The sequence below is a fragment of the Sunxiuqinia sp. sy24 genome, from assembly GCF_052677165.1.
Map to the genome: position 1 here is coordinate 51,979 of NZ_JBQYLH010000004.1, position 12,779 is coordinate 64,757.

Genomic DNA, 12,779 nt, shown 5'->3' on the forward strand with positions numbered 1-12,779 from the left:
TGTCCTTTAACTAGTTTTTACCAAATGGAAAGGGTTCCGAAGGAATGCGTGCATCCTCCAGAATAGCTTGCATCTCAGCCACGATTTCAGGGTGCTGATCGGCTACATTGTTCTCTTCGCCCAAATCCTTTGTTAAATCATACAGTTCGGTTGTTTGCTTTTCGGCATTGAACACCTGGTAAGTCACATATTTCCAGTTGCCTTTACGAATAGCTTGTCGTCCGCCCCTTTCATGAAACTCCCAATACAGATGATCGTGTTCCTTTTGATCACCTTTACCAAGCAAGGTTGGAAGGAAAGAAATCCCCTGAATGTCTTCCGGAGCCTCTTTCCCCGCTAATTCAGCAAAAGTAGGCATCATATCCCAAAAAGCAGAGATATGGTCTGATTGACTGCCCGCTTGAATTTTCCCTGGCCAGCTAGCTACCATCGGAACGCGAATACCGCCTTCATACAAATCGCGCTTATATCCCTTTAAAGGGCCATTGCTTTCAAAATAGTCAGGATCTGCCCCTCCTTCTTTATGCGGACCATTATCGGAAGTGAAGATCACCAGCGTATTATCAGCTAAGCCCAGCTCTTCGAGTTTTGCCACAATTTCACCTACCTGATCGTCGAGTAAAGTCACCATAGCGGCAAAAGCAGCATGCGTCTCAGGCTGAGATCCATAGCCCCCTTTCCTGAAACCGGGTCCTTCATCAACTCCCTTATAGTTCCGCTCCGGATCAAATTTCCCTCTGAATTTTGCGATGTATTCTTCAGGCGCAAACAGCTCGGCATGTGGAACGATGGAAGGATAATACATAAAAAATGGCTTCTCCTTGTTGTCTTCCAGAAAACGCATCGCATGCTCATGAATCAGATTGGGGGCATAAACGCCTGTTGCTTGTCCGGCATTTTCTTCCAAGACGACCTTCTCCTGGTTACTCCACAAATGATAAGGATAATAGTTATGTCCCAGCATTTGACAGTTATAACCAAAGAAGACATCAAATCCTTGCATATTTGGATCGCCTTCAGTGCCGGGAGCTCCCAAGCCCCACTTACCAAAAGCTCCGGTAGTATACCCGGCCTCCTGTAACATTTCGGCCAAAGTATAGGTGCTTTCAGGAATCGGAAACTGCCCTTCCGGCTTAACTTCCCGGTTGCCACGGATTGCCGTATGTCCGGTATCCAGCCCAGTCAATAGCGAAGACCGAGAGGGTGCACAGACCGTTGTTCCCGCATAGTGCTGGGTAAAAAGCATTCCCTGACTGGCCAGCCGGTCGATATTTGGAGTTTGAAACTTCTGCTGTCCGAAACAACTTAAATCGCCATAGCCCAAATCATCAGCCAGAATGTAAACGATATTTGGTTTGGCAGGTTTTTTATCCTCACGGGCCTGCTTTGCAGGCTGACATGCAGCAAGGGCTGAAAGGGTCGCCAAACCACTTAAAATGAATTGGTTCATAATTGTATTGTTTTGAGTAGTAATTTTTAATATGAAGCTATCAAAGTAACATATAAAGCCTATAAAAACAAAGGCTCAACCCGACAGATTGAACCTTTGTTTATGATTTTAAGCTGAATTTTCAACTACTTATTTTCTTCTGCAAACTGGCGTCCTGCGCGAATCGCTTTCAGGTTGACTTCAACGATTTGTTCTCCCTTGCGAGCAAAAACTTCCCGAATACCGTCTTCCAGTTTGGCAAAGTCGATGTCTATGAACGGACTGGCAGCTCCCAGCATTACCATGTTCGACACACGTGCGTTGCCGGCTTCTTTGGCTATTCCATCCGCATCGATGGCTACAAAACGTGGCAGACCGTGAACTTCTTCCATCACCTTTTCATATTTCGGATAATTGGGAATGTTGATGAAAGGAGTCGTATTGGTCACCAAGTAACCTCGTTCTGACAGGAACGGCAAATAGCGCAAGGCCTCCATCGGTTCAACCGAAAGAATCAAATCGGCTGTTCCCATCTGAATTAAATCAGAAGCAATTGGCGTATCCGAAATGCGCATATGCGAAACGACGGCTCCTCCACGCTGGCTCATCCCATGCGTTTCGGCCTGTTTGATGTGTAAGTTATTTTCAAGAGCTGCTGTCCCCAAAGCGGCGGCAATCGACAAAATTCCCTGTCCGCCTACCCCGGCTAATATAATATTTGATTTCATGTATTTCAGTTTTTAATGGTTGGCATGACGACTTTGATTTCTCTTGCGACGGCTGGCACGCTGAATACACTCGCGGCGCGGAATAATGACCGATACTCCGTCGTATTCCAGTTCTTCGCGAAACAGTTTGACCAACTCGGGATGATTCTTTTTCAACGGTACAATCACTCGGATATGTGCCGGATCAACCCCGAGACCTTCGCAAATGCTTTCAATTTTCCCGAGGGCCGATGAATCCTGTCCTCCAGTCATCGACACCGACTCATTGTCGGAAATAACTATGGTTATATTTGATTTTTCATTTACGGCATCGAGCAAGCCAGTAATGCCTGAGTGGGCAAAAGTAGAGTCTCCAATAACAGCAACAGAAGGCACCAACCCAGCGTCAGATGCGCCCTTCGCCATGGTTATGGATGCGCCCATATCCACACATGAGTTGATCGTTTCGTAAGGAGGCAAGGCTCCCAAAGTATAACAGCCAATGTCGGAAAAAACGCGCCCTTTGCCATAATCGGCCAGCACTTCGTTCATCGCTTCATAGGCATCTTGGTGACCACATCCGTGGCACAAAGCTGGCGGACGATTGGCAACCACCGGAGGAATCGGAATTCCCTGGTATATTTCTTTTCCGAGTGCTTTACCCACCAAATCCGGATTCAGCTCCCCATCGCGTGGCAAACTACCATCCAAACGCCCTTTGATCAGGGTTCCACCGCCAAAATAACCTTTCAAATGTTCTTCCACCAACGGATAACCTTCTTCCAATACCAAAATTTCATCGCACTCAGCTTCCATCTTTCTCAATTGTTTTTCAGGAAGTGGATATTGCGAAACTTTCAACACCGGATAAGGGCAATCATCATCCTGGTAATTCTCCATCAGGTAGTTGTAAGCAATTCCGCAGCAAATAATGCCAAGGCTTTTTTCTTCGCCCTCAATGTAGTGATTGTATGTTGATTCTTCTGATAGCTTAACAAAAGCATCCTGCTTTTCCAGCAACGATTTGTACCGACGACGAGCAATGCCCGGCAACAGCACAAATTGTTTGGAATCCTCAGGCATGCTTTGCTGATTTTCATCCAAAACCGGTTTCAAATCTACCCCTGCCCTTGAATGCGCCAGACGAGTCGTAATACGTAGCATTACCGGAACCCCGGTTTGCTCGGAAAGTGCAAAGCCTTCACGTGCCATATCATAAGCTTCCTGTTGGTTGGATGGCTCCAAAATCGGAATCATGGCAAACTTTCCATAATAGCGCGAATCCTGTTCGTTTTGTGATGAATGCATCGATGGGTCGTCAGCAACAGTCAACACAAAACCGCCATTAACACCAGTAATAGCTGAATTAATGAACGCGTCGGCAGCTACATTCAAGCCCACATGTTTCATGCAAGCCATGGTCCGTTTTCCGGCATAGCTCATCCCCAATGCTGTTTCGTAAGCCGTTTTTTCATTCGCCGACCATTTGCTATGTAACTTACGTTCAATGGCCAACTTATTGTCTTGGATATATTCTGTGATTTCGGTTGAAGGTGTTCCCGGATACGCATAAACCCCTGACATTCCGCCATCTATAGCTCCTTGCCCTATCGCTTCAACTCCTAATAATAAATGCTTCTGCATAATATTGATTTATTAGTTTTTTTTTCGAAGTCCAAAATTAGCAGCCCAGATCATAAAAACAATATAAATTGTCAGGTTTTCAATCAAACCGGAGCCTAAATACAGGAATATGCTGCTAAATTCTCAGAAATTTATATCTCAACTTAAAAATTGAAACTAAGCAGGGTCTTTTCAAGGGAAATTACCCGGCGGATATCGCTTTACAAACAAGAGCATATTCATTAAAGTGCCATTTCCCTGCAAATAATCTTGCGCTAAACGTGCCCCCCTCTCTCGAAAGTCGGGAGATCTTACACTGACGCTTTATCCTTCTTTAAAAAAGTGCGAATAAGTTGCAGGCCTGACAAATTCATCTGATATCGCTTAATCTCCCATGGGCTGAAAAACCGACTCAGGATAAGCAATATTGGCCAAAAATAAGCCCTCGGGTGGTGCTGAAGCGCCGGCTAGCCCCCTATCCTTGGCTTCTATAATTTGTCGGAATCCAGGAATATCGATCTTCCCCTGCCCCACTTCAATCATCGTTCCCACAATGGCTCGCACCATATTGCGCAAAAAGCGGTCGGCTTTAATGGTAAATATCAGCTGGTGTTCTTTTTCAATCCACCGCGCATAATAAATTTGGCAATTGTTGGTTTTTACATCGGTGTGTAGCTTACTAAAACTTGTGAAATCGATGTAGTCAAACAAAACCGCACAAGCGACATTCATTTGGTGCACATCGAGTGGACGGGAAAAATACCAGGATGTTTCCCGGGCAAAAGGATCTTTCCGCTGATTGATGAAATAATGATAAGTCCGTGAGGTGGCATCGAAGCGGGCATGCGCTTGCGGCCCAACTTTGCTGATTCGAAAAATCACCAGGTCAGGACCTAAAAAACTGTTCATTTTGTAGGTGAAGTCCGGATGGTCAAGCGCCGTCTTTTCCGACTCGAAATGCGCCACAAAGTAACTGGCGTGCACTCCGGTATCGGTACGGCCTGCTCCGGTTACCGCAATCGCTTCGCGACAAATGGTACTGAGTGCTTTTTCAAGCGATTCCTGCACACTTTTGGCATTGGGTTGAACCTGCCAACCATGGAAACGGGTTCCATTATAGGCTAACTCTATAAAATATCGTTGTTTCAAAACATAGCATTTTACGCAAATGTAAAAAAGATAAGTTAAAAGGCTGAATGGAAGTCTGAAATTATTAATTTTACAGCTCTTCCAGAGGGAAGTTAACTTAACAATTTTTAACAAAGTTACATCCTTTTTAGGAGATCATTAAACTATTTTCGTCAACCAAAATCGAAACAAATAATTTAAATATGGATCAAGCAGTTGATATTCGTGAATTGAATGAACGAATCCAGAAAGAAAGCTCTTTTGTGGATTTGATCAGTATGGAGATGAACAAGGTCATTGTTGGCCAAAAACATTTGGTAGAAAGTTTATTAATCGGATTACTTTCCGGTGGTCACATTCTTCTGGAAGGGGTGCCGGGATTGGCAAAAACGTTGGCCATTAATACGCTGTCGCAAACCATTAATGCCGATTTTGCCCGTATCCAGTTCACCCCCGACTTATTACCTGCCGACTTATTGGGTACAATGATTTACAGTCAGAAAAACGAAGAATTTATCATTAAGAAAGGCCCGATTTTTACCAATTTTGTATTGGCTGATGAGATCAACCGGGCACCGGCGAAAGTACAATCAGCCCTGCTCGAAGCGATGCAAGAACGCCAGATTACCATTGGCGATGCGACCTTCAAATTGCAGGAACCATTTTTGGTGATGGCCACCCAAAACCCAATTGAGCAAGAAGGAACCTACCCGCTGCCAGAAGCCCAGGTTGACCGTTTCATGCTGAAAGTGGTGATCAACTACCCTAAGAAAGAAGAGGAAAGAATGATTATTCAGCAAAACCTGCTGAAGCAGTTTCCGAAAGCAACAACCATTCTTCAGCCACAAGATATTCTAAATGCCCGCGACGTCGTGAAAGACGTTTACCTGGATGAAAAAATCAGCAAATACATTGTCGATATTGTTTTCGCGACCCGCGAACCCAAGGAATACAAGCTTGAAAAATATGCCGACATGATCTCGTATGGTGGTTCGCCACGTGCCAGTATCAGCCTAGCGCAAGCAGCCAAAGCTTATGCCTTCATTAAGCGCCGTGGCTATGTGGTTCCGGAAGATGTTCGTGCCGTTAGTCACGATGTGATGCGCCACCGAATTGGATTAAGCTACGAAGCCGAAGCCAACAACATCACCTCAGAAGAGATTATCACGGATATTTTAAATACGGTTGAAGTTCCCTAAAACGAGTTATGAGTTACGAGTTATGGGTTGCGAGTTGGGCAACTTGAAACGTTAAACTTTGAACTTTCACAAACTTGTAAATATGGAACATACAGAGCTATTAAAAAAGGTACGGAAGATTGAAATTAAGACACGGGGGCTGAGCCGGAATATTTTTGCCGGCGAGTACCACTCGGCGTTTAAAGGGCGTGGAATGGCTTTCAGCGAAGTGCGCGAGTACCAGTTTGGCGACGACATTCGAAGCATCGACTGGAACGTGACCGCCCGCTACAACAAACCGTACATCAAAGTTTTTGAGGAAGAGCGTGAGCTAACTGTCATGCTGCTGATTGATGTCAGTGGATCGCGTGATTTTGGCTCGCTGGATGTGTTTAAGAAAAATGTCATTACCGAAATTTCGGCTATCCTTTCATTTTCGGCCATTCAAAACAACGATAAAATTGGAGTCATTTTCTTTTCTGAAAAAATTGAAAAGTTTATTCCACCCAAAAAAGGAAAATCGCATATTCTGCGAATTATCCGGGAGCTGATTGATTTTGAACCGGAAAACAAAGGGACCAACATTACCGAAGCTATTCGCTACCTGACGAACGCTATCAAGAAGCGATGCACGAGTTTCATTATTTCCGACTTTCTGCATAACGAGCCGGACTTTGACAAAGCACTGAACATTGCCAACAACAAACACGATATTGTGGCCCTGCGCATTTACGATGAGCGGGAAACCCAATTGCCGCCGATTGGCATGATCAAGCTAAAAGATGCGGAAACCAACGAATACATTTGGGTAGACAGCAGCAGTAAAAAAGTGCGTGACACCTATGCTAAATGGTGGCGCGACACCAGTCAGGAGCTGGATACCTCCTTCAAAAAATGTGGAGTGGATTATGCAGACATCAATACCAATGAAGACTATGTGAAATCGTTGATGACACTTTTCAAAAAGCGAGGGTTAAAAGCATAACAGCATGAAAGGACTAAAAATTACTGGCATTGGATTGGCCCTGCTTTTATTTCAGGCTCCAATTGCTCAGGCACAAAAAATACAAGCACGCGCCGTGATCGATTCCACCAACATCTTGATTGGTGACCAGATTAACCTGCGCATAGAATTGGATCAACCCAACAATGTGAACATTGAATTTCCGGTGATCGGTGATTCTCTTTCAACAACTGTTGAAGTCGTTGAGCAATCACCGCTGGACACGTTTCAACTGGATGCAGAAAATCAAATCAAAATCATCCAAAACCTGACGATAACCTCTTTTGACAGTGGGCGGCAGGCGGTTCCCCCCTTCTATTTCCTATTGAAATATGATGAGTTGTACGACACCATTGAAACATTGCCTGCCGAGTTTTTTGTACACAGCATGCCCATCGACACCACCAAAGGGCCGGTTGACATCAAGAGCCCCTACGGCGCTCCGGTAACCTTAAAAGAAGTTTCGCCATACATTTTGGGGGTTATTCTGATTGGCGCCCTACTTTTCTTCTTGTTCTACTACATTGAGCGCAAACGCAAAAACAAACCAATTTTTGCTAAGCCCGAAAAGCCTAAAGAACCGGCGCACATTGTTGCCCTGCGTGAATTGGACCGGATCAAAGAAGAGAAATTGTGGCAAACCGAAGAGATTAAGAGCTATTACAGTTTGGTTTCAGATACGCTGCGAACCTACATTGAAGATCGTTTCCGTATTCAAGCCATGGAGTACACTACCGATGAAACCCTTCGGGCTTTTGAGAACCATAAAAACTTGGTTTCGCCCAAATCATTGGAAGAATTAAAAAACATTCTCAGTCTGTCGGATCTTGTGAAATTTGCCAAGTACCATCCACTGCCGGATGACCATAACCTGACCTTGATGAATGCATACTTTTTTGTGAATCAAACCAAACTGGAAGACAAAAAAAAGAGCCAACCGAAAGATGAACGGGAAGGCGAAGAAGTCGAGTTTAAATAAGGAGAAACAATGAACGGAGTAAGCTATAAAAATCCGGAGTTTTTTTACCTGCTGCTGGTACTGATCCCCATGATTGCATGGTATGTTTTCATGTACCGAAAAGCAGGAGCAAGCATCCGGTATTCAACCCTAAAAGGATTTCGAGGCTTATCAAGAAGCTGGAAACATTACCTGCGCCATTTGCCCTTTGTTTTGCAACTGGCAGGCATCGGATTGCTCACCGTGGCCTTGGCCCGCCCGCAATCGTCTAACAGCTGGCAGGATGTGACTACCGAAGGAATTGACATTGTCATTGCCCTCGATATTTCCAGTTCGATGCTGGCCCGCGACTTTCAGCCCAACCGCCTGGAAGCAGCAAAAAATGTAGCCACCGAGTTTATCTCAGGCCGCCGCGATGACAAAATGGGACTGGTTGTTTTTTCGGGCGAAAGTTTTACGCAATGTCCGCTAACTACTGACCATGCCGTGCTGATCAACCTTTTCAAAGACATTGAAAGTGGGATGATCGAAGATGGAACCGCCATCGGGAACGGGCTGGCCACCTCGGTAGCACGACTGAAAGAAAGCGACGCCATCAGTAAAGTCATCATTCTGCTAACGGATGGTGAAAATAACCGCGGAGAAATTGCACCGGAAACAGCTGCAGAGCTGGCCAAAACATTTGGCATACGTGTATACACCGTCGGCGTTGGAACCATCGGAACAGCCCCCTACCCGATGCAAACTCCTTTCGGAACGCAAATGCGCGATGTGGAAGTTAAGATTGACGAGGAAACCTTACAAAAAATTGCTGACATTACAGATGGGCGCTATTTCCGTGCTACCAACAACGATAAGCTGGTTCAGATTTATCAGGAAATTGATCAATTGGAGAAATCCAAAATGGAAGTGAAAGAATACAGCCGCAAAGATGAAGAATTTAGCCGGTATGCGATGCTGGCCGGAGTTATTCTCTTATTGGGCTTATTCTTAAAAACAACTTTATTTAGAAACATTCCTTAATGGAGCAGACTATGGAAATGTTCAGATTTGCACAGATAGAATACTTATACGCACTGGCAATTATTCCGGTGCTCATCCTGCTTTTTGTTATTACACGCCGAAGCCGACGAAAGGCACTGGAACGTTTTGGACAAAAAGAAACAGTCAGCCAACTGATGCCCAACGTGAGCAAATCACGACCAGTTATCAAGTTCATTATTTGGCTGTTGGCCATCAGCGCACTGATTGTAGCTCTTGCCCGCCCCCAATTTGGAAGTAAACTCAAAACGATCAAACGCGAAGGCGTCGAGTTGATTATTGGTTTGGATGTGTCCAACTCCATGTTAGCCGAAGATATTCAGCCAAATCGACTGGAACGAGCCAAGCGGGCTATTTCGCGTTTAATTGAAAACCTGAATGATGATAAAATCGGGCTGATTGTGTTTGCCGGCGATGCTTATACCCAATTGCCCATTACTACCGACTACCCATCAGCCAAATTGTTTCTGAATTCAGTTAGTACAGACATTGTTCCCCGGCAAGGAACGGCCATTGGCGCAGCCATTGAGCTGGCCCAGGTGTCTTTCAGTCCCCAGTTTGAAGGCAACAAAGCCATCATCATCATTACCGACGGTGAAAACCATGAAGATGACGCGATTGGAGCAGCTAAAGCAGCCGCTGAAAATGGCATCGTCGTGCATACCATTGGTATGGGATTGCCGCAGGGAGGCCCCATTCCGGTTTCCCGCAACGGACAAGGTGACTACCGAAAAGACAAGGAAGGCAACGTGGTTATTACCAAACTGAATGAAGAAATGCTGCAACAAATTGCGGCAGGCGGAAGTGGGATCTATGTTCGTGCCAATAATGCACAAGTCGGTCTGAATACCCTATTCAACGAAATAGACAAAATGGAAGAAGCGGAAATGGAATCGCTGGTTTATTCCGATTATGAAGACCAGTTTCAATGGTTTTTGGGATTTGCCATCCTGATGCTTCTATTTGATTTCCTGATTTTAGAACGGAAAAACAAATATTTGAAAAACATCAAATTATTTGGATAATGAAGAAACAATTGATAATACATACCGGATTTTTAGTTTTCATATTGCTGCTAGGATTGAGTGCTCAGGGACAAAACGAACGAAAGTTTGTTCGGCATGGAAACGAGATCTTTGAGCAAGCCTTGCAAGACACGAGTAAGATAGATACCACGGCTTTCAGCCAGGCAGAAACAGCCTACCGCAAAGCCTTGGACAAACGTCCGGATGATCTGAAGTGGAACTTCAATTTAGGTGATGCTTTGTACAAACAAATGAAGTTTGAAGAAGCAACCGCCAAGTTTGAAGAAATTGCAGAAAAAAGTGAAGACAAGATTGAGAAAGCCCGGGCCTTCCACAATCTCGGCAATTCGATGATGATGCAAAACAAGCTGGATGAGAGTATTGACGCCTACAAAAAAGCGCTGCGCAACAATCCGGAGGACTTGGAGAGCAAGTACAACCTGGTTTATGCCATGAACCTGAAAAAGCAGCAGGAACAACAACAGCAGCAACAAGACCAGAATAAGGACCAAAATAAAGATCAAGACAAAAATCAGGATCAGAACAAGGATCAGCAGCAAAACAAAGACCAGCAAGATCAAAATAAGGATCAGAACAAAGACCAAAATAAAGATCAACAAAACCAGGATCAGAAAAAGCAGAATCAAGATCAGAAAAAGCAAGACCAGCAGCAACAACCTCAGCAACAGAAGATTTCGAAAGAAAACGCGGAACGGTTGTTGCAGGCGCTGCAAAACGATGAAGAAAAAATTCAGGAAAAAGTAAAAAAAGCTCAGGCTGCAAAAGCGCAACAGCGCCAAACAGACAAAGATTGGTAGTTGAATATTTCTTACTTTTGCACCGAATTTTAATCAAAGCATAATTAAGCACAATGGTTAAAAAACTTATAGTAACACTATTATTTCTTATTCCGGCCTTTTTTGCCGATGCCGACAGCGTGAAATTCACCATGTCGGGGCCCAATGTGGTTTCTGTAGGCGAACAGTTTCGTTTATCGTTTACGCTGAATGAACGAGGATCGAATCTGCAATTGTCCGAGATATCCAATTTTGATGTATTGATGGGGCCATCCACTTCGCAAAGTTCCAGCATTCAAATTATCAATGGGAAGACGACCCAGACCGTTAGTTTTTCCTACATCTTCATTTTGCGAGCTAAAGAGGAAGGAACCTTTACCATCCGCCCAGCATCGATCCAGGTCGATGGCAAAGTCTACGAATCCAATGAGCTCAAAATTCAGGTCGTCAAAGGCCAGAAACCGCAAAACCCCTCGGGCAGTCAGCAGCAACAGCAATCGGCATCTGCTGCAGCAAACATTAGCAAAGAGGATCTGTTTGTGAAAGTTGATCTGGACAAACGCAACGTTTTCAAAGGCGAGCAGATTATTGCCACCGTGAAAATTTTTGTGGCTCCAGAGGTTCCAATCACCAGCTTCGACGATGTAAAACTCCCCTCCTACGCTGGATTCTGGACTCAGGAAATCGAAATTCCGAATCAGATCAGCTTCTCAAGAGAAGTGTTCAACAATAAAATTTATCAGGTTGGGGTATTGAAAAAAACCATTCTATTTCCACAACAAATCGGGAAAATAACCATTGACCCGTTCGAAATCAAGTGCCTGGTGCGGCAGCGCATTCGGCAACAGCGGAGTTTTTTCGATGACTTTTTTGACAACTACCGCACCATTCAGGCTAAAGTTGTCAGCGAGCCGGTAAACATCAATGTGAAAGAGTTGCCATCGCCACCAGCCAGTTTTGCAGGCGGAGTAGGCAAACTGAATTTTTCAGCTTCGATCGACAAACAACAACTAAAATCAAACGAAGCAGCCACCTTAAAAATCACCATTTCAGGAAATGGAAACCTTCGCCTGATTGATGCTCCCAAGGTCGAATTTCCGGCTGACTTTGAAGTATATGACCCCAAAACCAATGAACGCTTAAAAGCCTCGACGAATGGGCTAAGCGGAAGTAAAACCTTTGAATACCTTTTCATTCCTCGCTTTGCAGGTGAGTACAGCATTCCGCCCATCAAATTCGCCACCTTTAATCCAGCCACAGGTAAATACAGCTACGAGCAATCGAAAGAATTTGTCCTCCAAGTTGCAAAAGGAAGCGAAGATCAAAATACAACGGTTACCAGCGCCTATTCGAAAGAAGATGTTCGGTTTATCGGGAAAGACATTCGCTTCATCAAGCAGGGTCAGTATAAACTAAAAACCAAGGAATCCTCGTTCTTTGGAAGTCTGGCCTTCTACCTCATATACCTCGGAGCCTTAGTGCTTTTCGCCATCGTTGTGTTGGTATATCGTAAAAAACTGAAAGAGAATGCCAATGTATTACTAGTCAAAAACAAAAAGGCAAACAAAATTGCACGTAAACGATTGAAACTGGCCGCCACACATTTGAAACAGAATCATGACGAAGCATTCTACGAGGCAGTATTGAGAGCGTTCTGGGGTTATCTTAGCGACAAGTTAAGCATTCCGGCAGCCGACCTGAACCGGGAAAATGCCGCTGAATCATTAAAAAGGAGGCAGGTTAATCCTGAAGCCATTAATGAATTCATCCATATTGTTGACACCTGTGAGTATGCCCGCTACGCGCCAAGTGCAGTTGAGGGAACCAAAGAGGACCTTTACCAAAAAGCAGCCGAAGTAATGGGAAAACTGGAAAAACAAATTCGTTAAC

The 12,779-nt window shown here is 44.6% G+C and carries 11 protein-coding genes; 7 read left to right on the top strand and 4 right to left on the bottom strand.

Going from position 1 to position 12,779, the window contains the following annotated elements; all coding sequences use genetic code 11:
• Positions 1 to 10: 10 nt before the first annotated feature.
• The 4 genes from ACUNWA_RS05220 to truA form a co-directional block, all read right to left on the bottom strand.
• The gene (locus ACUNWA_RS05220) at positions 11 to 1,450 is read right to left on the bottom strand and encodes an arylsulfatase (protein WP_445590830.1); all 1,440 of its coding nucleotides are present in this window, start codon (positions 1,448 to 1,450) and stop codon (positions 11 to 13) included.
• Positions 1,451 to 1,575: 125 nt separating this feature from the next.
• Positions 1,576 to 2,157: an indolepyruvate oxidoreductase subunit beta gene (locus ACUNWA_RS05225; protein WP_445590831.1), complete on the bottom strand. Its 582-nt coding sequence runs from the start codon at positions 2,155 to 2,157 to the stop codon at positions 1,576 to 1,578.
• Between the two features lie 12 nt (positions 2,158 to 2,169).
• Positions 2,170 to 3,780 carry a thiamine pyrophosphate-dependent enzyme gene (locus ACUNWA_RS05230; protein ID WP_445590832.1) on the bottom strand — a complete coding sequence of 537 codons (1,611 nt, stop codon included), beginning with the start codon at positions 3,778 to 3,780 and terminating at the stop codon, positions 2,170 to 2,172.
• A 363-nt stretch (positions 3,781 to 4,143) separates the two neighbouring features.
• Positions 4,144 to 4,908 (bottom strand): tRNA pseudouridine(38-40) synthase TruA, encoded by a 765-nt coding sequence (gene truA, locus ACUNWA_RS05235; RefSeq protein ID WP_445590833.1) that lies wholly within the window; start codon positions 4,906 to 4,908, stop codon positions 4,144 to 4,146.
• Between the two features lie 182 nt (positions 4,909 to 5,090).
• Here truA and ACUNWA_RS05240 point away from each other — a divergent pair, with 182 nt between their 5' ends.
• The 7 genes from ACUNWA_RS05240 to ACUNWA_RS05270 all read left to right on the top strand — a co-directional run bounded on the left by ACUNWA_RS05240 (position 5,091) and on the right by ACUNWA_RS05270 (position 12,778).
• Entirely contained in the window at positions 5,091 to 6,086 is a 996-nt protein-coding gene (locus tag ACUNWA_RS05240) for an AAA family ATPase (protein WP_445590834.1), read from the top strand.
• An 82-nt stretch (positions 6,087 to 6,168) separates the two neighbouring features.
• Positions 6,169 to 7,050, top strand: coding sequence for a DUF58 domain-containing protein (locus ACUNWA_RS05245; protein WP_445590835.1), 882 nt, complete (start codon positions 6,169 to 6,171; stop codon positions 7,048 to 7,050).
• Positions 7,051 to 7,054: 4 nt separating this feature from the next.
• Positions 7,055 to 8,047, top strand: a complete 993-nt coding sequence (locus ACUNWA_RS05250; protein ID WP_445590836.1) for a hypothetical protein — start codon at positions 7,055 to 7,057, stop codon at positions 8,045 to 8,047.
• Between the two features lie 9 nt (positions 8,048 to 8,056).
• Entirely contained in the window at positions 8,057 to 9,049 is a 993-nt protein-coding gene (locus tag ACUNWA_RS05255; RefSeq protein WP_445590837.1) for a vWA domain-containing protein, read from the top strand.
• 11 nt (positions 9,050 to 9,060) lie between these two features.
• On the top strand, positions 9,061 to 10,092 hold the full coding sequence (locus ACUNWA_RS05260) for a vWA domain-containing protein (RefSeq protein WP_445590838.1): 1,032 nt from the start codon (positions 9,061 to 9,063) through the stop codon (positions 10,090 to 10,092).
• Positions 10,092 to 10,910 (top strand): tetratricopeptide repeat protein, encoded by an 819-nt coding sequence (locus tag ACUNWA_RS05265; RefSeq protein WP_445590839.1) that lies wholly within the window; start codon positions 10,092 to 10,094, stop codon positions 10,908 to 10,910. Before ACUNWA_RS05260 ends, ACUNWA_RS05265 begins: the two co-directional genes overlap by 1 nt.
• A gap of 53 nt (positions 10,911 to 10,963) precedes the next feature.
• On the top strand, positions 10,964 to 12,778 hold the full coding sequence (locus ACUNWA_RS05270; RefSeq protein WP_445590840.1) for a BatD family protein: 1,815 nt from the start codon (positions 10,964 to 10,966) through the stop codon (positions 12,776 to 12,778).
• Position 12,779: the final 1 nt, after the last annotated feature.

Bases quoted from the DNA above. Each gene is read 5' to 3' on its own strand.
- ACUNWA_RS05250 (WP_445590836.1), top strand. From the start codon at position 7,055: ATGAAAGGACTAAAAATTACTGGCATTGGATTGGCCCTGCTTTTATTT.
- ACUNWA_RS05260 (WP_445590838.1), top strand. From the start codon at position 9,061: ATGGAAATGTTCAGATTTGCACAGATAGAATACTTATACGCACTGGCA.
- ACUNWA_RS05255 (WP_445590837.1), top strand. From the start codon at position 8,057: ATGAACGGAGTAAGCTATAAAAATCCGGAGTTTTTTTACCTGCTGCTG.
- ACUNWA_RS05245 (WP_445590835.1), top strand. From the start codon at position 6,169: ATGGAACATACAGAGCTATTAAAAAAGGTACGGAAGATTGAAATTAAG.
- ACUNWA_RS05225 (WP_445590831.1), bottom strand. From the start codon at position 2,157: ATGAAATCAAATATTATATTAGCCGGGGTAGGCGGACAGGGAATTTTG.
- ACUNWA_RS05230 (WP_445590832.1), bottom strand. From the start codon at position 3,780: ATGCAGAAGCATTTATTATTAGGAGTTGAAGCGATAGGGCAAGGAGCT.
- ACUNWA_RS05240 (WP_445590834.1), top strand. From the start codon at position 5,091: ATGGATCAAGCAGTTGATATTCGTGAATTGAATGAACGAATCCAGAAA.
- ACUNWA_RS05220 (WP_445590830.1), bottom strand. From the start codon at position 1,450: ATGAACCAATTCATTTTAAGTGGTTTGGCGACCCTTTCAGCCCTTGCT.
- ACUNWA_RS05265 (WP_445590839.1), top strand. From the start codon at position 10,092: ATGAAGAAACAATTGATAATACATACCGGATTTTTAGTTTTCATATTG.
- ACUNWA_RS05270 (WP_445590840.1), top strand. From the start codon at position 10,964: ATGGTTAAAAAACTTATAGTAACACTATTATTTCTTATTCCGGCCTTT.